Genomic DNA, 26,189 nt, shown 5'->3' on the forward strand with positions numbered 1-26,189 from the left:
TTTTAAGGTTATAGAATATGAAAAAAGTATTATTTATAGATCGTGACGGTACTATTGTAAAAGAACCACCTGTAGATTATCAATTAGATAGCTATGAGAAATTAGAATTTTTGCCGCAGGCAATTACACAATTACACCGCATTGCACGAGAGTTAGATTATGAGCTAGTCATGGTAACCAATCAAGATGGTTTAGGAACAGATAGTTTTCCCGAAAATACTTTTTGGCCGGTACACAACCTTATGATGGACATATTACAAGGTGAAGGAATCAACTTCAGTGAGGTAATTATAGACAAAACATTTCCAGAAGATAATGCTCCTACTAGAAAGCCTGGAACAGCATTGCTTACTCATTTTATCAAGGGTAATTATGATCTTGCAAACAGTTTTGTAATAGGTGATCGCAATAGTGATATGCAATTAGCAAAAAACCTAGGATGTAAAGGAATTCAGTTACCTTCTATCACAGATGATAATAATTTTGAAGACCAAGATATCGTAGCCTTAAAAACAGATAGCTGGAAAGAAATTTTCCAATTCCTAAGAGGTCAACCTCGCAAAGTGAACGTTAGTAGAACTACCAAGGAAACTGACATCAATATCACTTTAAATCTTGATGGAGCTGGAAATGGAACTATCGATACCGGTTTGAAATTTTACGACCACATGCTAGAGCAATTACAACGTCACGGCTCATTGGATTTGGACATTAAAGTGAAGGGCGACCTTGAGATAGATGAACACCATACCATTGAGGATACAGCTATTGCTTTGGGTGACGCTTTCGCGAAAGCGTTATCAACTAAAAAAGGTATAAATAGATATGGCTTTTTACTACCTATGGACGATAGCCTTGCACAGGTTGCCATTGATTTTGGTGGACGACCATGGATAGTTTGGGATGCCGATTTTAAAAGAGAATATGTAGGTGATATGCCTACTGAATTATTCTTTCACTTCTTCAAAAGTTTTAGTGATGCAGCTAAATGTAACTTGAATATGAAGGTGGAAGGAGATAACGAGCACCATAAAATTGAAAGTCTGTTTAAGGCATTTGCCAAGGCTATCAAAATGGCTGTAAAACAAACTGGCGATGGTAAACTACCATCTACAAAAGGAGTATTATGATTGCTATAGTAAAATACAACGCAGGTAATATAGGTAGCGTTACCAATGCTTTAAACAGACTAGGTGTAGACAATATCGTAACTGACGATCCTAAAGAATTACAGGCTGCAGATAAGGTTATTTTTCCAGGAGTTGGAGAAGCAAGTACTGCTATGAAATACTTGAAAGAAAGAGGTCTGGATAAGGTTATTAAAGAACTTACACAGCCCGTTTTAGGTATTTGTTTGGGAATGCAGTTAATGTGTACGTATAGTGAAGAAGGTAGTACAGATTGTCTAGGGATTTTTGACACCATCGTTAAAAAATTCCCAGACAACCCAACGCTTAAAGTACCTCATATGGGATGGAACAATATCGCGAGCGAGCCATCAAATGGATCTAGTTCTCCATTATTAAAGAATATCGATTCACAGAATGATGTCTATTACGTTCACAGTTACTATGCTGTGCCCAATGAAGATTCACTTGCTGTGTGTAATTATATCAATCCATTTGCAAGCATGATGAACAAGGGTAACTTTTATGCTACCCAATTTCACCCAGAAAAAAGTGCTCAAGTAGGCGAGCAACTATTAACTGACTTTCTTAACCTCTAGAGAAAACAATCCATGTCAACAAGCAATATTGAAACACCACGCATGAGAATCATTCCGGCCATTGATATTATTGAAGGTAAGTGTGTACGATTATCACAAGGTGATTACAACAAAAAAACAATTTATAATGAAGATCCACTAGAGGTTGCCAAGGAGTTTGAGGACTTTGGTATTAAACACTTGCACCTAGTTGATCTAGATGGGGCAAAAAACAGTCATGTCGTCAATTGGAAAGTACTAGAAGACCTATGTAATAAAACAAATCTTCAGGTAGATTTTGGAGGTGGCGTAAAGACAGATGAAGATATAAAAATAGTTTTTGAAAGTGGTGCACAACAGGTTACAGGTGGTAGTATAGCCGTTAAAAATCCTGAACAGTTAGAAAAATGGATTTCCAGATACGGTAGTGAGAAAATCATTCTGGGTGCCGATGCTAAAGAAGGTAAAATTGCCACTCACGGTTGGCTAGAAAGTAGCGAACTCGAAGTAATTGAATTTATCAAAGAATGGCGCAAAAAAAATATTGAGTACGTTATTTGTACTGATATTGCCAAGGATGGGATGCTTTCTGGACCTAGCTATGACTTGTATAAATCTATTTTGGAAATACAAGTAGATCCTTCTAACCATTCAACAACCAAACTTATTGCTAGCGGTGGTGTAACCTCGATAGATGACGTATATAAATTAAATGAAATGGGTTGTGAAGGCGCCATAATTGGTAAGGCAATTTATGAAGGAACTATTGAGTTGAAACAGTTGAGCTCCTTCTTACTTTCTAATTAAAAATCAATCAGGTTGAGATATTCAAATCTCATAATGCAAAATAATATGCTTAAAAAAAGAATTATACCTTGTTTAGACATTAAGGATGGTCGCACTGTAAAGGGAATTAACTTTGTAGGTCTGCGTGATGCTGGTGATCCCGTAGAGCTGGCTAAACAATATGCCTTGCAAGGCGCCGATGAGCTGTGTTTTCTAGACATCACAGCAACTATTGAAAAAAGAGAAACCTTGGTACCGCTCGTTAAGGAAATTGCAAGCGTTCTTAATATCCCTTTTACCGTAGGAGGCGGAATTAACGATGTAAAGCTGGCTAAAGAAATCATTAAAGCAGGCGCCGATAAAATAGCCGTTAATAGTGCTGCTGTTAAACGTCCTGAACTTATTAACGAACTGGCACAGGAGTTAGGTAGTCAGTGTGTTGTTGTAGCTGTGGACACTAAACTTATAGAAGTTGACAACACAGACAAATCAACAAATAAGGTATTTATAGGTGGTGGACGATTTGAAACTGACAAGGAAACCATTACATGGTGTAAAGAATGTGAAACTCGTGGCGCAGGTGAAATTCTACTTACTAGCATGAATCACGATGGAACAAAGAACGGATTTGCACTTGAGATTACCGATATTCTTTCCCGAGAACTTAATATACCGATTATAGCATCTGGTGGTGGCGGTAACACGCAACACTTTGTTGATCTGTTTTCTAAAACCCATGCAAGTGCTGGACTTGCGGCAAGTATATTTCATTTTGGTGAATTGCCGGTTCCAGATTTAAAAAATCAACTTAATGAAGCTGGTGTAGTTGTAAGAATATAAAAAAGATACTAATGAAAACACCCAATTGGAATAAAGCTAGCGATGGACTATTACCCGTAATTGTTCAAGATGCCACTACCTCAAAAGTGTTGATGCTGGGATATATGAATGAAGAAGCTTTTACGCTTTCGCGAAAGCAAAACAGAGTAACATTCTATTCACGTAGTAAGCAGCGACTGTGGACTAAAGGAGAATCAAGCAATAACTTTCTAGATATTGAAGAAATAAGATTGGACTGCGATCAGGACGCTATTTTAATTAAAGCACACGCTCATGGACCTACTTGTCATCGAGGTGAGGTAAGTTGTTTTGATGATGACAATTCTAATTCACAAGCGTTTACGGTTTATGATTTAGAAAAAACCATACACCAGCGCATTGATGAAAAAATAGAAGGAAGTTATACGTATTCTCTTGTTCAAAAAGGTATCAACAAAGTAGCTCAAAAAGTAGGTGAAGAAGCTGTAGAAACCGTTATAGACGCTATAAACGGTAAGGAAGAAGACTTCATTTATGAAGCTGGTGATTTAATGTATCATTACTTGGTATTGCTCAAGGCCAAAGGTTACTCTCTAAAAGACATTGAGAATGAACTAGCTAAAAGACATAAGAAGTAATTTCTTAATTGCATTGGACTTAGAATGGCAACTGATTGTCATTCTAAGTCCATTATCAATTGCACGATAGATTAATGCAACTGTTAATTTGTAATTACTTTACGACCGTTTAGAAGTTCCTATATAATTACCATTTTCCCAATACCCGACTTTTTGTTGACCGTTGCTGTAGATCAGGATACCGAATCCGTGTTCTTTATTATTGAGCCAGTTTCCCGTATAAGAAGTTCCATTTTTCCAAAAATATTCACCAAAACCACTACGCAATCCATTGACGTATTTACCTACATAGCTATCTCCATTTCCAAATACTGTGAGCGAATAATTGCTTAATTTACTATTTTTCCAAAATCCAACACTTTGACCGCCATTACGGTATCGATAACCGCCGAAACCGTTACTACAATTACCTCTACAACTACCGGATATTTTCTTGTTTACATATTGAGTTCCCAAGCTTAGGGTAAACTTATTGCTGTCTAAAATACCAGCGTTCAGAATTTTCTTTCCCTTTTTGTTGATTCCGTAACCGTGCTGTACATTATTCTTCCAGCTACCTATGTAGTATTGGTCTGTTTCTTTCCAATAATAAGTTCCGCTACCATTTCTTTTGCCATAAGCATATTCACCACGATAGTAATTTCCATTTTCTTGTGTAGCTACAATAATACCGTGTGGTTGTCCATTTTTAAATTCACCTTCGTATTCTATCGTCCCTTTGGTGGCAATTCCATATCCATCAATACAGTTTCCTTTTTTACAAATTAATGTAGTAGTTGTGGGCGCTTTTTTTTCTTGATTTGAATCAGTGCTAGCAACCACCGAAGCTAATTTCAAGGGTTCACCGTTATAGGGTAAAACAGGTTTTAATTCCTTGTCTTTGGCTTGATAGTAATCCTTAAGAATATAGGTAGGTATTTTGTTTACCGTTATCACTGGATCGCCATTTTCTAAAAATTCCCATTTACCAAATTTCGAATAGTCTGACATTCGTTCTCCCTTGTCAAGAACTACAAATTTATTAGTAGAAATATTGCGATAGTAAGCCATTTGAGTGTTGTAAACGGCTTTGGCTTCTGCTCGTGTTACTCTACCGTCAAGTGTAGGTAATAGATTTACATCGGGAACAACGTAGTAGTTGACTAATGGAAAATAAAAAACCTCATACGCTTTGTTTTTCTTACCTATTATAGTGCGTTGAGCTGCTCTAAAAATTTTATCGTTTAAGTAGGGATAGATTAAAGAAGTGTATTCCGTTCTAGGATCTGGAGCAAAATGAAATGATGGCTTTTTAAAATCTGAATAATAAATGATAGAGCGCACCTTTTTTGAAAACCTATCCTCTTTAGGAGAAAAACGATTATAAACCCAATTGCCTTTTTCATCAAATTTATATTCGTAGGTGTACTTATTTCTTTCAGAATAGGTGATTAAACCATTTTTATAATGATAGGTGTTATAGGTTATGTCACCGTTGTAGTATTTAGACTCCATGGTTACTTTGATCTCACCGTTTTCTATATCTTGGTACGTGTATTTGGTATAAGTTTCTACCTCAGGCTGGTCATCCTTTGCTGGATGAATGGTGGTAGACAAAATAATTCTTCCTTTCTTATCGTACTCAAAATTACGCGTATTCCACTTGGACACCTGCTTTATAAAAAGTCCATTTTTATAAAAATATTGAGTCGCATTTAATGTTCCATCAGCATCATAACTACCTCGCTCAATTAAACGGTCTTTTTCATCTCGCAAGCAATAGTATTTTCTCAAAGCTTTGGCTTCTTCCTTAGAGTATTTACAAAACTCAGTTACTTTACCTGCTAGACCTGTTAATACTTGTTTGCCATTCTTATCATACAAGTACTCATCAAGTGCATAAACATCTCCTGTAACATGTTCAGCATGCAATGTGTGAAATTCTGGAACAGGATTGCAAGGCGCTATGTCAAAGTTTGGTTCATATTGCGCATGTAACCCTAGACATTGTAAAAAAAATAGCAGGCTCAGTTTTATAGTCTTACTCATTACGTTTGTTTAATCATTCAAACTTATGGCAACCGCCTATCCAGTTCAATCAGGCAAATAGCGTATTTCTCTTAAACTAAAAAAAGCCACAAGTCCCCTACAACCTGTGGCTTAAAAGATTACATAAATAATCTCCCTTTATTTCATTTTATCCTTAAGTTCTGCGAGATGGTGTTTTAAAAACTTACTCATCGCCATTTTTGCTCCCTTGATATAGGCCGCACCATCTACCGGTACTGATTGAAATTTTCTAGTCGTTTTGTCGTAGGTGTAAACAATAGGATTAAAACTAGTAGCAGTTTCTGACATTCCTTTAGATTGCACGGCTTTGATTTTTTGCTTTTCTAGCACTCCTTCTATAGGTAGTGCCTTTTTCAAAGTACCGTTGTAATTATTCCCTTTAGCATCTGTAATATGAACCATTGTTTTTACTGGAAACACATCATTTGAACCTTTGAATCTCAAACCTTTTTTCTTTTCGGCGGTGATGTTGTCACTAGACACCAGTCGTAAATCAGTTTTAAAAGTAACTTTTGCAGCTCCAGGACTCCAGCCTTCTTTTACTTCAATAAACAAGATGTTTAAGTCCACCTTAGCAACTAGAACATCACCCAATTCCTTGGCTAATTTTTTGTTCTTGTTTAAATCTGTGTCCATTGAAAAAGGATTCCAACCCTTTTTTTCATTTCCTTCTTTATCTAAACCTTTAACGTAGTAACTAAAATTTTCTGGAGTTACTGTAACAACGCCAGGTAATTTAGTGGGAATTATTTCTCCGCCTTCACGTCTCGTGTAATCTTTATAAACCTCTGTTTTACCAGCTTCATCGGCTGTGATGATTTCTAATCCAGCGTCCTTTAAATCAGACACAAAGTCGTTATAAACTTCATTAGTAATTCGTTTTAATTCATTTTCGTCTAGTCCATCGAGTGCTACGGCAAGTTTAGCCGTTGCCGAATTTCTACCGCCAAATGAACTACCACTTTTATAGCTCACAGCGTCCTTAAAAACCTCAAAGTTGGTTTTAAATTGAGCGATGTAAATTCTTTTGTTTGCCTGCTTCAGTTTTTTAACTCCATATGATCCAGAAGTACTGGCTTTAAATTCTCCTAAGGATTGAGCTTGCAAAGCGGTGAAACTAAAAACACACATCAATAACAAGCATACTAAATTGTTTTTCATGGTTATATGTATTTATAGTTCAAATATGCCCTAGTAACCGTGGTTGTGAAATAGGTCAATTGGCCTAAATCACTATTTAGGAAGTAACACTGTTTGAGTTACGAGATTTAATAAAGGGATTTGATGGACCTCAACACTATCGCCACCATTGAGTTGTTGATATACATCTACTGGGACAGTAATGCTTTTCTCGTTTATTTGTATATAATGAGTAGTACGCGATCCATTGCTACTACTGGAAAACTTATCAATAACTTGAGATCTTGTAACGGTTTTATTATTACTGGATAAAACCCTGCGATACTTGCTGTACCACTTTATTAAAGAAAACAACTGCCATCCGACAATAATGGGTAGTGGAAATAAAAACAAGAGTAATCCAGATAAACCAGAACTTATTAAACTAATAATTATGAATAAAGGTACAATTGATATAAGTACTGCTTTACGTATTTTAGTGTGCCAGGCTTTTCTTAATGCTTGTTGATCCGTAGCATTCAAAGAAACTATTTTGGGTATAAAAGCTGCCGTGTATTTAGTTGAGAATCTACTATCCTCTTCGTTAGTTTTAGTAGGTTCTATAACCGTTACATTCAAAATTACTTTACTCGTAGGTACCTGTTCTAGCTGTATTACATCACCTACCTGACCCTTTGAATATTGAGCGGCACTTACCTGAAACTCTGCATTATTTAATTTAAGATAATAAGTGATGGTTGTTTTACTACTTGATCGACCATTTCTTCCGCTACCTGATGACTGGGATCTTGTAATCGATTTACGTTTATCTTGTAAAACACCTGTATAGACGTGTTTAATACCTGCTCTAAAGTCGATTACTTTTTTCCATAGCATTACGGTACAAAAGAGGATAATCATTGACATAAAGGCAATAACCATATATTCTGGCATCGCAATTTCTTGACTAAACAAAGGCTTACCCTGAACCCAGCTGAAACCAAAAAATATAAAAGCCCCAAAGAGTATAGGCACCACTACAAATCCTATGATTCCAAATCTGAGCGTGCGTTTATCTTGTTGCGATAAAGGTGCTTCTTGAAATAAAACATTTGTTTCCATTGCTACATGCTGTTAGTATCGTTTTATTTTATGCTGAAAAAGAATATCAAATTGAGTGCTACCTACGGTTGTACTATCAGGAAAGTATAATTTCCTAAACACCCATCTATCTTCAAGTTTTGAGAACATTTTGCGAGTTATGTGTCGTTTAGTCCATTCGCCGGTTGAACTTTCGGTTGATGTGCTGTATTGCTCTAGCATCACTTCTTGCTGGGTAATTTCCTTTCTTTTGTTAAACAAATCGGTTCTTGAAATTGCAGCTGCTTTTTGTAATTCTTCAATGGCTTGTTCTTGAGATAACTGTGTACGTATTTTGTATACTCCAGTAAAATCGGCCACGGTGATTAATGGATCATTGGCAGTAACTCTAGCAATGGGAATACCTCTTGTATAATACACGGTAAATTCCTTTTTAAGTTCACCATTTTCCTTGTATTCATATTGTTTTACATAATCCAGATTTCCTTTTTTATAGTAGTAAGTTGCTGTTCTACGATTACCTCTTTTCAACTTCATTTCAATATGTTGCAGTTGATTATTCTCATAAGTATACTGGGTAACATAATTGATGTATTTACCCGTTGCCTTTTCACTGGTTACACGACCTTGATTGTCACATTCAAAAATCATGGTAGCATCAAATCCACCCGAACTCGTTTTTTTAACGATACTATCTAACCTGGTTCCTGTGTAATAAAAACTGTCTAAGGTCTCTGACTTGTACTTACCAAAAATTTGTTGATAGTCTTGAAATTTCAGCCCTGCTTCATTAAAATTTTGAACCTGTAGAACAACCGGTTCATAACCCAAACTATCGGCCTTATAAGTTGCCGTTTGTATTCTATACACTTCGTTTTTGGCCGTATTATCTGCCTGTGTTATTTGAGGTAACTTTAAGTGTTCTAGACTTGAATGAACTTGTGCCGTTATCGCTTTCGCGAAAGCGAACACTAAAAACACACTTATTAAACTCTTCATATTTTATAGATTGTAACTGTGAATCAAAAAAAGTTAGTACATGCGTACTCCTCGTAAGTAAATGTGAGGCTTACCATAGTTGGAAGGAATGGTTAACAAGTTATTACCTATAGGAAGCTCCAGGACATCGTAAGTTTTACCTAGATTAGCAGCATTGATTTCGCTGGATGAAACTGGGATTTTTAAGTAACGATTACTGCTGGGATCAAAAGCATAATGCACGTTTTTACCTTTATGCGTTTGCAGTTTCATGTCATTTACAGTAACTACTAGGGATGGCGAGTAAGTTCCTTTTTGAACGATTGCTTTATAAACTCTAGGCTCCTGTAATTGATCGTGATAAAACAAGTCTCTTTTTGAATTAATGACCTGTCCGTCTTTGTATTGAGTAATCCAATTGTAATTACTATCAAATTCATAGGTATAGGAAGTTGATTCTTGACCTACCTCTTCTCGTTGTCTGAGCAATCCGTCGCGGTAGGTATAGTTGTATTCATTAACCACAACACCATCTTTATTTGTTGACACCTCATTAATCACCAATGATTTACCCTTGTTGGAATAGGTGTAAACAGAAGTATAGGTAAAGGTTGAACTTGTAAAAACATCCTTGATAAGCCGGTTATCACTATCATAAAAATAGGTCTTGACCTTACCATCGGTTTGATAATTGCGCTCTATAAGTAAACCTTGCTCGTTATAAGTAAAGGTGGTGCTGTTTTCTTTACCTGAATTAAACTCCTTGCTTTCTATGATTTGTCCTTTATCGTTTTTTATCAGGTAACGACCGTTATATTTTTTTGCTATTTCTAGATTGTCCAGTACATTGGATTTTAACGAGAACCCATTCGCATCATACCAGTTTTCATTTATTTTGAGAATATTTCCTTTTATAGGACCTTGTGCAATAAAATGTAATTCTTCTAGCGGTGTGAGCGGATTTAAAGGCGATCTATACCAATCTTTTACTATTTGATCCTGTGCTTTTAAGGTACTCACCAGTACGATAAAAAGCGTTAATAGATTATAGGTTCTATGTTTCATTGTGTAATAATTCATTTATAAAAAGCTAGTTAGTATCCTACTCGCGGTATGATTGTACCAGTTGATTGTTTTCATATTTTCCTACTTGGTACTGGTTGCTAGTAGCGATGTAACCCATGCCTTCTAGTTTACTGTCTTTATAGTGAGCTATGACATAATAATTTTGATTAGGACCCAAGAAAAAATTTACTCCGCTTGAATCAAAAAAGGCTACTGCAATCTTGTCACGACCAAATTCTACAGCAGGTCCTATAGGTTTTCCATTCTGATAAAATCCATAACTTTTGGTGTAATAACTGGTTGTTTTCTTTTGAACAAACCCGTCTTCACAAACATCCTGAGAACATAATTTTGTGTCGCCATTGACTGTATTAAGGTCGTAGGAGTTTTGAATGTTACCGTTCCTGTAAATTCCAGCTTCTACGGCAATTCCATTTACTATTTTGATACCATAGCCATCTAGTTTCCCTGCTTTAAACTCTCCTATTGTATAAGTATCCTTGGTTAAAAAATCCCGTATATAGCCTGGTCCATGCAACATGTTGTTTTTAAAATTACCTTCAACTCGTTTACCATAACCTTGTACCCATCCTATTCCTTGTAATTTGCCATTTTTATAAAGTCCTTGAGACCTTACTAAATCACCTGCTGTATAACCATTCCAGACTAACTTCTCGCTGGATGCAGCCCATTTTTTTTGCACCTTATCAAATGAAATAGTACTGGAAGAACCATCAGAATAATGAAAGATCTTGATAGCATTATAGTCACCCTTATTATTTAATTGAGCAATAATGTTGTTCTTGTGATCCTTAACATAGGTATAAGTAGTTGGATTTGATGGTACAGCAGTACTTTTGTGATCGTAGTAAATCAAGCGGCCGTAGTTGTCGTACTTTTTTACGGTTTGACTACCATTGCGACCATAGGTAATGGTGAGTATATTATTCTCTATAGAATAGTCATAATCATAACCATTGCCAGAAATCAACCTGTTGTTATTGTCATAAGTGAATTCTTTTACCTTGTCCTCTACCATTTTATAAACACCCTTGCGAAATTGCTTCCTACGATATGTAATAAACTTAACTAGGTTACCACGATCGTCATAAGAATAAGAATGTAGTTTAGGATCCTCTAAATTGACTGTCCATTTTTCTTGTACAATTCGGTTTTCTTTATCCTTTATAAAGGAGTAATCGCTTATATCAAATTTGCCTTTTTGGGGATCAAACAAACTATCAACCACACCCTTTTCATTGTAATAGAGCGTGTATTTAAGGTCACCATGTTGCCATAAATGACTTATAGCTACAATCTCACCATAGCCATTGTGAGGCAGCGGTGCAGGATCCATAAAAGGTTTAGGATTGAGAGGTGAGTAAGTGGATAGATCTACTTTTTCCTGAGCATTAAGAAAGCTACTCACTAACCCAAGTAGCACTAAAAAGGAGCATCGCATAATTATAAATTTGATAATTTAAAATTGCGATGGGTGCGTTTTTTAAGCAATAAGGCAATTGTCCTAAATGGTGCCTTCCAACCCTAGACTGTTCTAGTAGAAGCCTGTATGAGAGATTTTATATAATGAGGAAAGACGGGTAGATCATTAACGGTGTAGGCGGCAAAGACGAGGAATTATTTGCTTTTAAAACGATTTAACCATGTCACTAAGGAGATGAATAAAACTTCTTATGGAACATAAAACTTTGTAGGTTTTCTTAACCCTAAACTACGAGGTTTGTTTAGAGATTACATTTATCGTAATAGTGTATAAACATGCGTATATACCATTTATACAACAATAAAGTAACAATGAGAAAAACCTATTTATATACCTCTGTTATGGGTAGTATAATGTCAATTTTTGGTATATTGCTTATATAAACTAGTTGTAGTGCATTTGATAAAACCGATATGCTGAAAATAATTCGAATAACATTTTACATAATTTTGTCCCTTTTTTTATTGGACATTTTCGACTTTTTTCAAACCAAAATCGGACTTTTAAAATCAGTTATTTATTACGGAATTTTGATTTTACCAATTCCTTTGCTCATAATGGAATTTAAAGCCAATCGAAATCTGTCTGAACCGATTTTAAGAAAGTCAATACCAGTTTTGACAATCATTGGACTGATTTACTTAAATCCATTAAAAATTCTATTTAATGTTGCGACTTGGAAAACCCAAACTGTTGAACTTATTAATGAAAATAAAGGAAGTCATAAAGTTGAATTCCAAATGAAAGATATTGGAGCTTTAGGATATGCTAAACGAAACGCTGAAGTCTATTATTTGACCAAATATTTTTATGTGGTACTTTCCGAAAATTATGACGACAGGAATTTTATCGGAACTGACTGGAAAAGAGTTAACCAAAATATAAACGAAATTGGACTGAAATAAAACGTCGGACTTTAATCTGACCTGTAAATAGAAATGGAAATAAAAAAACGCACTACAACAATGTATAACCGCAATTACGGCGAATCCGACTACGTCCGAATCCACTCGGAATTGCTAACGTCTGTGCCAAACCGAATATAAACGCATATTAATCCGTAACTGACGGTTATACGTATTCCAAGGTAAAAAACAAGCTTTTAATCAATAATTTGTTGCAGCTATATTAACGAATGGTGTACCTCTTTTGATAACAGCAAAACTGCGTGCTAAAATCTTGTTTCTAACGTTGTTTAATGCTATCATTTTATGCTTCCCTTCTTCGAGTTTACGATGGTAATAATTTCTTAACTCTTGGTCTGATTGAATTGCTGAAACGGCCGCCATACTTAATAAAGTCTTCATCTTCCTATCCCCTATATAATGACTCTGTTTTCTGCGCCGGATAGAGCTGCCCGAACTGTATTCAAATGGAGCTATCCCACAATAACTCGAAAAGCTACGCCAGTTGTTGAATTTCATAAAATTACTGGTATGATACAGCAGTTGACAACTTAGTATCAATCCTACTCCTTTTACCGATCTTAACAAATTATAATTTGTTTGTAAACTATCATCTGTTTCAAGCAGCTCCTTCATACGTCGCTCTATATGTTGGACCTGTTTGTCTATATGCTTGATACTGCGCTCTAGCAGTTTACAGCAACTATCTGTTGACGGACTTGATAACAAGTGCTTTTGCTCTTTTAAAGTCGACTTCAATCCACTGCGATCTCTTACTAATTGATCTCTCAATGACAAAAGTCTTCCTAGTTCCTGAAATTCCTTTGGCTTTATCTTACTAGGCTCCAGTTCTTCTCTATACATCCAACCATATCTGGCAATCATATAAGAGTCTAACTTATCTGTCTTCTCTCTAGTAAGACCGGTACTACGTTTTATACGCATGGGACTTTCTTCTACATAAACCAAGTCCTTTGAGCTTAGAAATACTGAAAGCTTTAGTGAGTAATTACCCGTATTTTCAAAAATGAAAAAATAACTACTAACTTCTAATTGATCAGAAACCCATGATAATAATCGAGTATAACCCTTATCATCATTTGTAAATACCGCATGTTGCTTAACGTGATAAAGAGTTGCATCTAATGTATTTTTTGACACATCGATACCTACTACTTCTCTTACATTTTTCATACTTTTATAAATATTAATGATTATTGATGCTTGGCAACTATTTCCTTTAATGAGCTTTTTAAGCTAGGTATTCCAAGTAGTTCAACTAAGCATCCTACAAGAGACTGAGAGGACTATTACGTGTAATAGGTAATGCCTAAAGACCGTTAAAGTTCTCCTCTCTTCTCTTGTTAAAATTAATAAGGTCAAAGTAAAGGAGACCGTTGTACCTAATGCAAAACAAAACCGAATGAATGAATATTGAATTCGAAATACCAGATGAAAAAGTTCAGAATTTCAGTAACGATGCGAAAACTGAACTTAAAAACCAATCTTGCCGAATTGCAGAAGAAATTGTTGACGAGGCAAGTCGAATTGAAGCAAGTCGGAGAGTTCCTGAATCAAATTCCGAAGTGACCCAATCCAACGTTAAAGAAGCTGCTACACAACCAAGAATGATAGTAGCAAAAAAGAAGAGTTGGTTTACCAAAATAATTCAACTTGTTGCTTTTGTTTCCTCTTTAGTCGCTGGTAGTCTACTAGACACAACTAAATTCACAGAAACTAACCACGTTATTTGGTTTATAGTTATGTCGTTCATAGCAATTGGAACAACAGTTTACTTAACTTTTAATCAGGACAATAATGGATAAATTGACATATAACAAATTAACTGAATCCGCTCGAATTGCTCTTGATGAAACAACACAAGAAATAGCGGACAAAATTTTAGATAAAGCATATAGAAATGCAGTTTCTAAAAACACTGCTGAAAAAGAAATTTCATTGAGTGATATTATAGAAGCTAAAGAAGAAATTCTATACAAGAGAACTGAAATAACTAAACAAGATTCAAGGAGAAAACGTCTATCTCTTATGCTATCTATGTCTGGAGCACTTTATGCTGTATTTGGAATAGTATTTTATTTATATCAAAATAAAAGTTTTGATACAACTAAAGACCTCGGATTAATAATTGCTGCAATTGGAATAATGATGTCGGTAGTAGCCTTTTATTACACGCAACTAATTTCTAGAAAAAAGATTAAAGTCATAGAAAAGGACGTTCAAACGGAACGAGATTATTCTGAATTTGAAGTTGTTAGGAGATGGCAAGCAATCGAGAAGTTAGGAAGTGAATTAATGAGAAAAGAAGGTATATCGGATAACAAATCACGTTCTATTAATTTCATAATTCAATTTTTATCAGATTCTATTTTGGACAAAGATTATTCTATGTACTTACGACAAGTATTAATGGCTAGAAATGACGTAGTACACGGAGGATTAAAACTATCGAGATTTGAATTAGAAAATCTGACAAAGAAAGCGGATTTAATAATTGGAGAATTAGAAAATAAAATTAAAAAGCACTAGGTACAACAATGGCTATAAGTAATTGCTTGTCCTCGCCTACTTCTGAAAATCCGCGAGGATTTTCAGTTAGGTGTGTACTTGCTAAGTTAACCGCTAAACCACGCAACTACTCATAGCCAAGACCGTTGTAAAACATTTAAGACCGAAATTTTGCAACATAAGAAATTGAATGTCGTCTTTTAAAAAAATAGAATTTATGAGAAAAATAATTTTGACTTTGACTTTGGCATTGTTCACTTTAATGGCTTTTGCAACTGAAATTGTAGCTACTGTTGTATTTGAGAACTTAACGGATAAAGAATTAAAATCGGGAGAATTCACAATTATTGACCTGAACGAAAAAATTGAAATTTCTAAAGCTGAAAGTTTTAAAATCACTTTGCCAGAAAAGGGAAAATATCAATTCAGTTTTGTGTCTGATGATTTTACCGCATATACTTTTTATCCAACAAGAATAAATAAAAGAAAAAACACAATCACAGTTCGATTAATGGAAAAAACCGAATTTAAGAATACTGGAATTTATTCTTTCCCAATGAATTTGGAAACTGATTTGACTGATGAACAAATCGAGCAACGAATTGAAAATGGAACTTTGAATTTCATAATGCACGGAATTGATAGTTCAATACCAAAAGAATATGTGGAATTCAAAGAAAAATATGGAATTGGACTGATAAAAGAGAATTGCGTAATTGACCCTTTATCTTTCAAGAGAGCAACAGAGAATAATCAAATGATTTTCAATTTTTTAAATAAAAAATACGGAACTGATTGGCTGAACGAATTGAAAGCAAAACCATTCGGAATAAAATAAAAACGTTTTACAACAACGGCTATAGTTCATTACGGCTGAAATTCCTAATCGGAATTTCAAGCCTTTTTGCTAAATTTATGGTTACGGCGGAATGATACTCGCGTACCATTCCGTAACGAAACCATAGCCAAGACCGTTGCTGGACGATACCTACGGTCGTTCAGGCCATTTCGCTAGCGCTCAATTCTCTCCTGAACTTACCGTCCAGCAACACGCACAGCATACGCTGTAATTTGCTTTTATCTAACTATATTTATAACCTAAATAACTAAACACTAACCAGCGTTACTGGTACCGTCCACAACTTCAGTTATAGCAAATTAACGCTAATGGCTACCGTACACTCTAGAATGCTGCGCATTCTGCGTGAACTCGCCATAACCTGTGCGTGTTGTACACAATTTATGAAACACCTGATTTACATATTTATAATTCTTTTTACAATTCAAACGAGTGGACAAGACTCAACTGAAAAAAAACAGTTTCGAGTTGACTTATTGACTGTTGAGAAAACTACAAAAGATACCATAATAAGTTCAATTGTTGAAATATACTCTGGCGAAAAAAGAATCAAAACTGATATATCAGATTTTGACGGGATTAGCATTTTCTTCATCAAATCAAAGGATATTGTTAACGACAAAATTCGTCTAAAAATTTATGGTCCGAAATGCAGTATTTTTGAAAAAGAATATACTCTGAAAGACGACTTAAATACAACAATCAATCTCGAATATGGAGAAACGGAATACACTCATCATAGTCAAACAATGGAAATGTATAAAAAACTAAATATAAAGCCCAAAATATTTGAATGTGGATATGAAGAACCGACAGTTATACTTAAAAATTGAAAGAAAAACTGTGTACAACAATGTATAACCGCAATTACGGCGGATTCGACTACGTCCGAATCCACTCGGAATTGCTAACGTCAGTTCTTAACCGAAAATCATTAACTTTAATCCCGTAACTGACGGTTATACGTATTCCAAGGTAAAAAACAAGCTTTTAATCAATAATTTGTTGCAGCTATATTAACGAATGGTGTACCTCTTTTGATAACAGCAAAACTGCGTGCTAAAATCTTGTTTCTCACGTTGTTTAATGCTATCATTTTATGCTTCCCTTCTTCGAGTTTACGATGGTAATAATTTCTTAACTCTTGGTCTGATTGAATTGCTGAAACGGCCGCCATACTTAATAAAGTCTTCATCTTCCTATCCCCTATATAATGACTCTGTTTTCTGCGCCGGATAGAGCTGCCCGAACTGTATTCAAATGGCGCTATTCCACAATAACTCGAAAAGCTACGCCAGTTGTTGAATTTCATAAAATTACTGGTATGATACAGCAGTTGACAACTTAGTATCAATCCTACTCCTTTTACCGATCTTAACAAATTATAATTTGTTTGTAAACTATCATCTGTTTCAAGCAGCTCCTTCATACGTCGCTCTATATGTTGGACCTGTTTGTCTATATGCTTGATACTGCGCTCTAGCAGTTTGCAGCAACTATCTGTTGACGGACTTGATAACAAGTGCTTTTGCTCTTTTAAAGTCGACTTCAATCCACTGCGATCTCTTACTAATTGATCTCTCAATGACAAAAGCCTTCCTAGTTCCTGAAATTCCTTTGGCTTTATCTTACTAGGTTCCAGTTCTTCTCTATACATCCAACCATATCTGGCAATCATATAAGAGTCTAACTTATCTGTCTTCTCTCTAGTAAGACCGGTACTACGTTTTATACGCATGGGACTTTCTTCTACATAAACCAAGTCCTTTGAGCTTAGAAATACAGAAAGCTTTAGTGAGTAATTACCCGTATTTTCAAAAATGAAAAAATAACTACTAACTTCTAATTGATCAGAAACCCATGATAATAATTGAGCATAACCTTTATCATCATTTGTAAATACCGCATGTTGCTTAACGTGATAAAGAGTTGCATCTAATGTATTTTTTGACACATCGATACCTACTACTTCTCTTACATTTTTCATACTTTTATAAATATTAATGATTATTGATGCTTGGCAACTATTTCCTTTAATGAGCTTTTTAAGCTAGGTATTCCAAGTAGTTCAACTAAGCATCCCACAAGAGACTGAGAGGACTATTACGTATAATAGGTAATGCCTAAAGACCGTTAGAGTTCTCCTCTCTTCTCTTGTTAAAATTAATAAGGTCAAAGTAAAGGAGACCGTTGTAAACAATGCCGAAAACCAAGTGAAACACTACATTGGAGCATATTATCTGATTAAATTAAAACCTGTCGAATTTGGGACAATTGAAGGTTCGGAAATCTATACTTGTAGTCGTTGTATAAACGACTCTTTTTTTGATTCTTGGGCAATTTCTTGGGCAACAACTGAAAAGAAAGAATTAGAAGAAACGAAACGAACTTTTAATCTGACTGATAAAAATGTTCAGGATATTCAAGTTTGGGCAGACAAAAAATTAGATGAGGAGAAACTCGGTTGGATAAATACGTTTTCGGACTTAAAAACATTGACCGAATACAAAGAAAAGTTCTTCCCTAATGATTCTGACTTTGAAATATTAAGTATCAGCTTTCCCGAATCTGATTTGGAAGAAGCTCTGGAAATGACAAAACCGACTGAATCGAATAGCGGAGAAATTGGAATTTATAACAAACTTAAAAACAAAGAACTTGATATAGAAAAAGACGAGTTTTTAGGTTACGACATAATCGGAATTGAAATAAGTGGAGATTTCCATTCTTTTCATTGTAACGACTTGGCGAATGATTTAAAAGAAAAATTTGGACTCAAAATAAATGAATTTGGACTTTTTGAAAATGTTGAGAATTGGAATGGAGTTATGGAATTTCTAAATGACCCAATGAACGCTGAACCTGTTCCTTGGTTTTGTGTCAAAGTAAATAGAATTAGAAAGTAAAAATCTCCGGGGCAAGCCCACGGAGCATTCAGCGGACTTCTCGTTTTTAAACTGTTTACATTTTACTGGCGAGGCAAGCCTCGGGGTATTAAACCCTCCTAGAATAAAAAAAGTACTGTTTACAACAATATATAACCGCAATTACGGCGGATTCGACTACGTCCGAATCCACACGGAATTGCTAACGTATGTGCTTAACCGAAAAGTAAAACATATAAACCCGTAACTGACGGTTATACGTATTCCAAGGTAAAAAACAAGCTTTTAATCAATAATTTGTTGCAGCTATATTAACGAATGGTGTACCTCTTTTGATAACAGCAAAACTGCGTGCTAAAATCTTGTTTCTAACGTTGTTTAATGCTATCATTTTATGCTTCCCTTCTTCGAGTTTACGATGGTAATAATTTCTTAACTCTTGGTCTGATTGAATTGCTGAAACGGCCGCCATACTTAATAAAGTCTTCATCTTCCTATCCCCTATATAATGACTCTGTTTTCTGCGCCGGATAGAGCTGCCCGAACTGTATTCAAATGGAGCTATCCCACAATAACTCGAAAAGCTACGCCAGTTGTTGAATTTCATAAAATTACTGGTATGATACAGCAGTTGACAACTTAGTATCAATCCTACTCCTTTTACCGATCTTAACAAATTATAATTTGTTTGTAAACTATCATCTGTTTCAAGCAGCTCCTTCATACGTCGCTCTATATGTTGGACCTGTTTGTCTATATGCTTGATACTGCGCTCTAGCAGTTTACAGCAACTATCTGTTGACGGACTTGATAACAAGTGCTTTTGCTCTTTTAAAGTCGACTTCAATCCACTGCGATCTCTTACTAATTGATCTCTCAATGACAAAAGTCTTCCTAGTTCCTGAAATTCCTTTGGCTTTATCTTACTAGGCTCCAGTTCTTCTCTATACATCCAACCATATCTGGCAATCATATAAGAGTCTAACTTATCTGTCTTCTCTCTAGTAAGACCGGTACTACGTTTTATACGCATGGGACTTTCTTCTACATAAACCAAGTCCTTTGAGCTTAGAAATACTGAAAGCTTTAGTGAGTAATTACCCGTATTTTCAAAAATGAAAAAATAACTACTAACTTCTAATTGATCAGAAACCCATGATAATAATCGAGTATAACCCTTATCATCATTTGTAAATACCGCATGTTGCTTAACGTGATAAAGAGTTGCATCTAATGTATTTTTTGACACATCGATACCTACTACTTCTCTTACATTTTTCATACTTTTATAAATATTAATGATTATTGATGCTTGGCAACTATTTCCTTTAATGAGCTTTTTAAGCTAGGTATTCCAAGTAGTTCAACTAAGCATCCTACAAGAGACTGAGAGGACTATTACGTGTAATAGGTAATGCCTAAAGACCGTTAAAGTTCTCCTCTCTTCTCTTGTTAAAATTAATAAGGTCAAAGTAAAGGAGACCGTTAGCAAACATTAAAAATGAACATTAAGTCAAGAAAAATAATTGGAGGAAATGGTAAAGTGCGAGAGCACATTATCAACGAATTCAATTTAAACGGACTTAAAGAAAAAACAGTCTTTTTTGAAGAAAGCGGAGAGATAAGATATACTGTCTTATTTGAATATGACCCAAATGGAAATTGTATTTCCGAGAAACAATACGACTCTGAAAACAATTTTGTCGGTTCACTCGAATGGAAATTTGACAAATTAAATCGCCAAATCGAACAAATCGAAAGAACTGCAGAAAACGAAATTTGGGATTGGTATGAAAATCAATATTTGGACGACAATACAGTCGTTTATTTAGCAAAAGACAAAAACGGAATTGTACAACACAAAACTGTTGAGTACAAAGATTCAGGAGTTCAGAAAAGATACGACTCTAATGGAAATTTTTACTCGAAAATTGTTTCCACATATGACCAAAACAAACGAGCGATTAACCGAAAAACTTTTGACAAAAACGGACAAATTACTCAAGAAGATATTTACGAATACCTTGACAATACCGAGAAATGGACTTTAATCGTTGAAAACAAGATTGCCAAAGTGGAAGAAAGAACGAAAGACGATGATGGAAATGATATTTTTTACGTGAGAAAAGATGATAATGGGAATTCAACCGAATATGTAAAATGGACTTATGATGATTTTGGAAATGCAATTAAGGTTGAGAACGGAATAGAACTTGGTAAACCGACCAATATATCGGAAATAAAAATTGAATATTTAAATAAAAATAACGTTTGCTAACAATGGCTATAAGTAATTGCTTGTTCTCGCCTACTTTGGAAATTCCGCAGGAATTTCCAACTCGGTGTGTACTTGCAAAGTTAAGTGCTAACCCACGCAACTACTCATAGCCTGAGCCGTTGCTGGACGATACCTACGGTCGTTCAGGCCATTTCGCTAGCGCTCAATTCTCTCCTGAACTTACCGTCCAGCAACACGCACAGCATACGCTGTAATTTGCTTTTATCTAACTATATTTATAACCTAAATAACTAAACACTAACCAGCGTTACTGGTACCGTCCACAACTTCGGTTATAGCAAATTAACGCTAATGGCTACCGTACACTCTAGAATGCTGCGCATTCTGCGTGAACTCGCCATAACCTGTGCGTGTTGTAAAACATTCACACGATGCATCGAATTGGAATATTAATTATAATTTTGAGCTTTTTCAATTGTACATCCAAAAGTTCTATTCCTAATAGCGCAACAATGAATTCAAAAAATGATTATGCTTTCATTGGGAGAAAAATAGAAATAATCGAAACCGCAAATCGTGATATATCAGAGATAATCCAAATTGACTCGATTACGAATGATACAATCAAGTTGATTAGTATACCGATGAATTTTGAGTATAGAGCTAAATACGAAATCTTACATAACGCTTACAATCGAATACCATTGGACACTATTGAATTCATTGTGCTTGATCATTATGGAAGACCAAAATTTGAGCAGTTCGATAATGTATTATTATTTGTTCATTATGATGAAAACACCAAAAAGTATTATCACGAAAAATATAAATTCGAGCCAATGAGAAGAACAAGAAATGGGAAATGGAAAAGTTTAGACGGTAAGAATTTAAAAAGAATAATCCGTGAACACTACCAATAGAGAATCGAAAAACGAACGTTTTACAACACGAGCTATACGTAATTGCTCGGTTCTTACTCATCCGAAAGTTTCTGCGAAATTTTCTACGGTTTGGGTATTTTAGGAAAGACAAGGCTAAGGCACGCAACTACTCACAGCCCAACCGTTGTAGCACATTAATAAAACAATGAGACAAAAATTTCTGATAGTATTTATTCTCTTCTTTACTTTGGTTTCTTGCGACTGTCAATACCATTTATCGGGAGTTGTTTTGGACAAATTGACAAAGAAACCTATTGAAAATGTTGCTATAGGGAAAATGGACACAAGCGACCTGAACAACTCATTCAATAGAAAAACAATGACAGGTGAAAATGGAGACTACGAAATTTATGGGTTTGCAGGAAGGTGTAATGAAATAACAATGTTCTTTTCTAAAGACGGTTACGAAACACAAAAAATCACTTTCCCAAATAACTCAACTGATACGATTTTATTGCAACCTACGAACAAACCACAAGCTGCATTATTTGACTACAAGAAAGGCTTTGAAATTTTGGAATTTGAAAAATCGAATGACTATCCTTCCTCTGACAAGGACACAACAGCTTGCATAAATTGGGCTTTAGATAAATTCGAGATAGGAAATATAATTCAGCAATCAAAACCAATTAGTGGACCTGAATGGCTCCATTTATTTGGACATTATCCGTGCAGAATTCACGGGAAATTACTGCAAGGTTCAACTAAATTTGAGTATTCAATTAATAGTGGAGCTTGGTTTACGGTAAGTTCACCAGACACGACTTTGATGTTTGGAAGTTTTAAAGAAGAGAATAATAAATATTTCCTTGACTCTGCATGGACAGAAGATGAAATGGAAGAATAAAAAAGCTAACCCCAACAATGAACTAAGCTAAAAACCAAGTGTTTTTTTGATCAGTTTCTAGCATGATTTGGATCATAATATAATCCTGATTTCATTCTAAAAAAGGCTCATTTTCTAAGTCTTCACTCCTACTTTATAAGTATGGAATTCTATATATTTGAGAAAACTAATTACTAACCAAACCAACAGCTACCGTTCACTATATAGCACTACGCTTTCTGCGTGAACTCGCCATAACCTGTGCGTGTTGGCAAACATAACTTAGAACGACCATTATTACATAAAACCTTTACTAAACAATACTTTTTATGATTCAAAAAAAACATTTTATTACAGTTTTAATAGTAATTATTTCTCTACAGGTAAAGGCGCAAACAGTTGGAACTGTAAAAGCAGATTACCTGCAAACAAAAAGTCCTGAATACGAAAAATTTCAAAAGTTAAGAAATGTATATTTCGATAAAACCTACAAAGATTTATTGAAAAAGATAGATAGTGTTAATCTTGCATTGTCAAAAACAGCAGATAACAACAAGACAAAAAAAGATGAACTTTCATATGCTAAATTTTATTACGAGGAACTTTTACCACAATTTGAAAATGATTTCAAAATAAGTAGAGAAAACAAAGCTGATTTTGGGACAGCGCAACAATACTATGTTGCGATGGATAGTGTTTTGTCAAATATGGTTACTAGCCTAAATATAGATTGCATGTTTGGTTCAAACACGGACCTAATTAATTCGTTTGTTATTTACCGTAATCCTCGTCTTGATATTACAGAAATTGTAGCTAATAATAACCTACAAAGTATTGATAAACTACCCTCATCAGAAACCCTTAAAATAGGCTTTATAGACATCATGAAGTTTGAAAACCCTATATCTTTTCATGATGAATCAAAAGACATATACTTCTTAGAAAAAAGTTATGAGATATCCGAACCCATAACTAAACTTAAAAATAGGATTAAAGGCCTTACATTAAATGAGGTGATGGACAATAAAAATGAAGAGTCCATTAATGAGCTCAAAAAAGAACTTAAAATACAAGAACAAATTGCAAATACTAAACGTGTAGCCTTAGAAGAGGAAAAAAGAACTTACCAAGCTCAAATAGAATCTAAAAAAGCAAGCTCAAACAAACAACATTACGATAAAGTAAAAAGTGCCATAAAATATATATGTGAATTAAACAATATTGATTTGGTATTAAACACTTCTGATTTTAGAATAATCAGTACAAAAACAGAAAAAAAATACCCTAAGTTGACCGATCGTATATTACTAGGGTTAAAAGAAGGTGGAGATATAACCAATATGGTAAAACTGAAGTTGAAGGAGAATAGTCCAGGGCTGAAAGTTGGTATTGAAGTTGCTAAAATAGGCAAGGTAGACATTGACAGACTGACAAACCATATTATATCTAACAATGCAGATTTTCTCAATTTCCTAAAAAAACTAGAAACCCAATATCAAGGTAGAGCCTATCAACAAGCATCTAGACACCATATTGAAAAATTTCAATACCAAGTCTATAAGTCATTACAAGGCGAAGCTATAACATTGGCAAAATCCAAAGGATATAATGTACTATTAGATCTTGCTTATTTTCCATCTACTGGTATGTATGGCACTCATGGGATGACATGGAGAATGGACTACATTTATTTTCATCCCAGAAATGAACTAACACAAGCGCTATTTGAAAAAGTAAAAGAACATAATTTCGAATATCAAGAATAATATATCAACCTCACCTAATCAAAAGAAAACATGAATTTAAACAAACATTTCTCTTTATTTTATTAATAGTTATTGGTAACCTAATCCAAGCCCAGACCTTATATTTTACTGCTGAAAAAAATATCATGAGTGTACTTGTGAAGGATCTACTGATGGTGACCCTAAAGTTATAGATTATGATGTTAATGGATTACTACCTTGTTGGTGGGAAAACGAACCAGAAGGAACTTTTGAAATTGTAATGGACGAAGTTGCCAAAACCATCATAAAAAAATTGGTAGAGGCAGAAGAAGTATTTCACATCATAAAATATGAAATTGACGATAATAACAAAAGGCATATCACTTTTCATGTAACTAACCAAGAAGGAGAAAAAACTCAAATTTACTTGAACGCAGAAAGTAAAGATATCACCTTTTACTATACCAAAGACGGCAAATATAAAAAAAAGCGTAGGCACGATTTTGAAATAACCTACGCAAAAATTCGTAAAGAAAATGCAAAGAAAAATTAATGTTAAATTCGGCTTTCATTCAGTTATGTGATAACTCCCTTTCTTGGTTAACTAATCAAAGTAAATGAATATACTATATTGAATAAGTGAAATTTTATGCCAAGAGAATTTGATTCCTTTATTATTGTACCAGAATTTGCCGAAAAATCATTAAAAGAATATCATGAATATATTGGTGCCAATGTAGAAGATCAACCGGAGATGGCACTAATTAGGTTTAAAGGCATCATAGCTTCATTTATTCATGATGCAACAGAAAAAGAAGAAAAAACAATAGCGTATTTTGAGAAACCAAACACTGGTTTTAAATCTAATATTCAAAAGGCTATATATAAAATTGACAAGGGATTAATCATAAACAGCAATATCTTTTTAGACACCATTAGTATTCTTCCTGAAGAAAATGAAACCTATCATTTAGCAAAAATCACTTTCGTTACTCAAAACAAGGACATATCAATTTATTCATACGGACCTGAAATTGTGTCGATTAATAAATAACGTTTGCCAATACCGTATAAAATTAATTGCTATTTTTGCTTAAATAAAGGTCGTTGCGTATTTGCTACATCTAAATTCCCTTCGGAAATTCCTCACACGCAAACACGCAACTATTCTTATACTAAGCCGTTGTTGGACGATACCTACGGTCGTTCAGGCCATTTCGCTAGCGCTCAATTCTCTCCTGAACTTATAGGTTAGAACCACGCGTGTCTTCCTCTCGCAAACTGCGTTTGCTCGTCGGAGTCAAGTCGCTGTAATTTGCTTTTATCTAACTATATTTATAACCTAAACAATTTAACACTAACCAGCGTTACTGGTACCGTCCACAACTTCGGTTATAGCAAATTTGTGCATTCCTCTCATGCCGCTTTCGCGAAAGCGCACTCGTCGGATGCAAGAATGGCTACCGTACACGATAGAAGGCGAAGCTTTCTGCGTGAACTCGCCATAACCTGTG

General features: G+C 34.8%; 26 protein-coding genes. 17 read left to right on the plus strand and 9 right to left on the minus strand.

Annotation, left to right across the window (positions count from 1 at the left end; all coding sequences use genetic code 11):
- Nucleotides 1-17 precede the first annotated feature (17 nt).
- The 5 genes from hisB to hisIE are packed head-to-tail and all read left to right on the plus strand — an operon-like array spanning nucleotide 18 to nucleotide 3,948.
- Nucleotides 18-1,130, plus strand: coding sequence for a bifunctional histidinol-phosphatase/imidazoleglycerol-phosphate dehydratase HisB (hisB, locus tag AAT17_RS04355; protein WP_060523051.1), 1,113 nt, complete (start codon nucleotides 18-20; stop codon nucleotides 1,128-1,130).
- Entirely contained in the window at nucleotides 1,127-1,726 is a 600-nt protein-coding gene (gene hisH, locus AAT17_RS04360; RefSeq protein WP_060523052.1) for an imidazole glycerol phosphate synthase subunit HisH, read from the plus strand. Before hisB ends, hisH begins: the two co-directional genes overlap by 4 nt.
- Nucleotides 1,727-1,768: 42 nt before the next feature.
- Entirely contained in the window at nucleotides 1,769-2,512 is a 744-nt protein-coding gene (gene hisA / locus AAT17_RS04365; RefSeq protein WP_060524987.1) for a 1-(5-phosphoribosyl)-5-[(5-phosphoribosylamino)methylideneamino]imidazole-4-carboxamide isomerase, read from the plus strand.
- 45 nt (nucleotides 2,513-2,557) lie between these two features.
- Nucleotides 2,558-3,331: an imidazole glycerol phosphate synthase subunit HisF gene (gene hisF, locus AAT17_RS04370; protein ID WP_060524989.1), complete on the plus strand. Its 774-nt coding sequence runs from the start codon at nucleotides 2,558-2,560 to the stop codon at nucleotides 3,329-3,331.
- Between the two features lie 11 nt (nucleotides 3,332-3,342).
- Entirely contained in the window at nucleotides 3,343-3,948 is a 606-nt protein-coding gene (gene hisIE / locus AAT17_RS04375) for a bifunctional phosphoribosyl-AMP cyclohydrolase/phosphoribosyl-ATP diphosphatase HisIE (RefSeq protein WP_060523053.1), read from the plus strand.
- Nucleotides 3,949-4,047: 99 nt separating this feature from the next.
- On the opposite strand, the gene AAT17_RS04380 is transcribed toward hisIE, so the two are convergent.
- The 6 genes from AAT17_RS04380 to AAT17_RS04405 form a co-directional block, all read right to left on the minus strand.
- Complete coding sequence (locus AAT17_RS04380) at nucleotides 4,048-5,976, minus strand: MORN repeat-containing protein (protein WP_060523054.1); 1,929 nt, start codon at nucleotides 5,974-5,976, stop codon at nucleotides 4,048-4,050.
- Between the two features lie 138 nt (nucleotides 5,977-6,114).
- A complete protein-coding gene (locus AAT17_RS04385; RefSeq protein ID WP_042278793.1) occupies nucleotides 6,115-7,158 on the minus strand; it encodes a hypothetical protein in 1,044 nt (347 codons plus the stop codon).
- A gap of 72 nt (nucleotides 7,159-7,230) precedes the next feature.
- Nucleotides 7,231-8,238, minus strand: coding sequence for a hypothetical protein (locus AAT17_RS04390; RefSeq protein WP_060523055.1), 1,008 nt, complete (start codon nucleotides 8,236-8,238; stop codon nucleotides 7,231-7,233).
- Between the two features lie 12 nt (nucleotides 8,239-8,250).
- Nucleotides 8,251-9,216, minus strand: a complete 966-nt coding sequence (locus AAT17_RS04395) for a hypothetical protein (protein ID WP_060523056.1) — start codon at nucleotides 9,214-9,216, stop codon at nucleotides 8,251-8,253.
- A 33-nt stretch (nucleotides 9,217-9,249) separates the two neighbouring features.
- Nucleotides 9,250-10,260, minus strand: a complete 1,011-nt coding sequence (locus tag AAT17_RS04400) for a hypothetical protein (protein ID WP_060523057.1) — start codon at nucleotides 10,258-10,260, stop codon at nucleotides 9,250-9,252.
- Nucleotides 10,261-10,297: 37 nt separating this feature from the next.
- Nucleotides 10,298-11,689 carry a hypothetical protein gene (locus AAT17_RS04405; RefSeq protein WP_172792943.1) on the minus strand — a complete coding sequence of 464 codons (1,392 nt, stop codon included), beginning with the start codon at nucleotides 11,687-11,689 and terminating at the stop codon, nucleotides 10,298-10,300.
- Between the two features lie 632 nt (nucleotides 11,690-12,321).
- Between AAT17_RS04405 and AAT17_RS04410 the strand changes: the two genes are divergently transcribed.
- Nucleotides 12,322-12,669, plus strand: coding sequence for a hypothetical protein (locus AAT17_RS04410; protein ID WP_060523059.1), 348 nt, complete (start codon nucleotides 12,322-12,324; stop codon nucleotides 12,667-12,669).
- A gap of 201 nt (nucleotides 12,670-12,870) precedes the next feature.
- Here AAT17_RS04410 and AAT17_RS04415 read toward each other — a convergent pair whose 3' ends face one another.
- Nucleotides 12,871-13,863: an IS110 family transposase gene (locus AAT17_RS04415; RefSeq protein WP_060523060.1), complete on the minus strand. Its 993-nt coding sequence runs from the start codon at nucleotides 13,861-13,863 to the stop codon at nucleotides 12,871-12,873.
- A 233-nt stretch (nucleotides 13,864-14,096) separates the two neighbouring features.
- Here AAT17_RS04415 and AAT17_RS04420 point away from each other — a divergent pair, with 233 nt between their 5' ends.
- The 4 genes from AAT17_RS04420 to AAT17_RS04435 all read left to right on the plus strand — a co-directional run bounded on the left by AAT17_RS04420 (nucleotide 14,097) and on the right by AAT17_RS04435 (nucleotide 16,890).
- A complete protein-coding gene (locus AAT17_RS04420; RefSeq protein WP_060523061.1) occupies nucleotides 14,097-14,495 on the plus strand; it encodes a hypothetical protein in 399 nt (132 codons plus the stop codon).
- On the plus strand, nucleotides 14,488-15,219 hold the full coding sequence (locus tag AAT17_RS04425; protein WP_060523062.1) for a hypothetical protein: 732 nt from the start codon (nucleotides 14,488-14,490) through the stop codon (nucleotides 15,217-15,219). Before AAT17_RS04420 ends, AAT17_RS04425 begins: the two co-directional genes overlap by 8 nt.
- A gap of 196 nt (nucleotides 15,220-15,415) precedes the next feature.
- A complete protein-coding gene (locus AAT17_RS04430; RefSeq protein WP_060524992.1) occupies nucleotides 15,416-16,036 on the plus strand; it encodes a hypothetical protein in 621 nt (206 codons plus the stop codon).
- Between the two features lie 329 nt (nucleotides 16,037-16,365).
- Nucleotides 16,366-16,890 carry a hypothetical protein gene (locus AAT17_RS04435; RefSeq protein WP_157539223.1) on the plus strand — a complete coding sequence of 175 codons (525 nt, stop codon included), beginning with the start codon at nucleotides 16,366-16,368 and terminating at the stop codon, nucleotides 16,888-16,890.
- Nucleotides 16,891-17,051: 161 nt separating this feature from the next.
- Here the strand turns inward: AAT17_RS04435 and AAT17_RS04440 are convergent, their stop codons facing one another.
- On the minus strand, nucleotides 17,052-18,044 hold the full coding sequence (locus AAT17_RS04440; RefSeq protein WP_060522439.1) for an IS110 family transposase: 993 nt from the start codon (nucleotides 18,042-18,044) through the stop codon (nucleotides 17,052-17,054).
- A gap of 226 nt (nucleotides 18,045-18,270) precedes the next feature.
- On the opposite strand from AAT17_RS04440, the gene AAT17_RS04445 reads away from it, so the two are divergent.
- On the plus strand, nucleotides 18,271-18,963 hold the full coding sequence (locus AAT17_RS04445) for a hypothetical protein (RefSeq protein WP_060523064.1): 693 nt from the start codon (nucleotides 18,271-18,273) through the stop codon (nucleotides 18,961-18,963).
- A gap of 268 nt (nucleotides 18,964-19,231) precedes the next feature.
- Here AAT17_RS04445 and AAT17_RS04450 read toward each other — a convergent pair whose 3' ends face one another.
- Nucleotides 19,232-20,224, minus strand: coding sequence for an IS110 family transposase (locus AAT17_RS04450; RefSeq protein ID WP_060523060.1), 993 nt, complete (start codon nucleotides 20,222-20,224; stop codon nucleotides 19,232-19,234).
- A gap of 219 nt (nucleotides 20,225-20,443) precedes the next feature.
- On the opposite strand from AAT17_RS04450, the gene AAT17_RS04455 reads away from it, so the two are divergent.
- The 6 genes from AAT17_RS04455 (at nucleotide 20,444) to AAT17_RS04480 (ending at nucleotide 25,729) form a co-directional block, all read left to right on the plus strand.
- Complete coding sequence (locus AAT17_RS04455; protein ID WP_060523065.1) at nucleotides 20,444-21,220, plus strand: hypothetical protein; 777 nt, start codon at nucleotides 20,444-20,446, stop codon at nucleotides 21,218-21,220.
- Between the two features lie 473 nt (nucleotides 21,221-21,693).
- Nucleotides 21,694-22,101 (plus strand): hypothetical protein, encoded by a 408-nt coding sequence (locus tag AAT17_RS04460; protein ID WP_157539224.1) that lies wholly within the window; start codon nucleotides 21,694-21,696, stop codon nucleotides 22,099-22,101.
- 166 nt (nucleotides 22,102-22,267) lie between these two features.
- Nucleotides 22,268-22,969 carry a hypothetical protein gene (locus AAT17_RS04465; protein ID WP_060523067.1) on the plus strand — a complete coding sequence of 234 codons (702 nt, stop codon included), beginning with the start codon at nucleotides 22,268-22,270 and terminating at the stop codon, nucleotides 22,967-22,969.
- A gap of 308 nt (nucleotides 22,970-23,277) precedes the next feature.
- Nucleotides 23,278-24,714 carry an OmpH family outer membrane protein gene (locus AAT17_RS04470; RefSeq protein ID WP_060523068.1) on the plus strand — a complete coding sequence of 479 codons (1,437 nt, stop codon included), beginning with the start codon at nucleotides 23,278-23,280 and terminating at the stop codon, nucleotides 24,712-24,714.
- 241 nt (nucleotides 24,715-24,955) lie between these two features.
- Nucleotides 24,956-25,228 carry a hypothetical protein gene (locus AAT17_RS04475; protein WP_060523069.1) on the plus strand — a complete coding sequence of 91 codons (273 nt, stop codon included), beginning with the start codon at nucleotides 24,956-24,958 and terminating at the stop codon, nucleotides 25,226-25,228.
- Nucleotides 25,229-25,324: 96 nt separating this feature from the next.
- The gene (locus AAT17_RS04480) at nucleotides 25,325-25,729 is read left to right on the plus strand and encodes a hypothetical protein (RefSeq protein ID WP_060523070.1); all 405 of its coding nucleotides are present in this window, start codon (nucleotides 25,325-25,327) and stop codon (nucleotides 25,727-25,729) included.
- The last annotated feature ends 460 nt before the right edge of the window (nucleotides 25,730-26,189 follow it).

The organism is Nonlabens sp. MIC269, assembly GCF_001430865.1.
GTDB lineage: Bacteria > Bacteroidota > Bacteroidia > Flavobacteriales > Flavobacteriaceae > Nonlabens > Nonlabens tegetincola.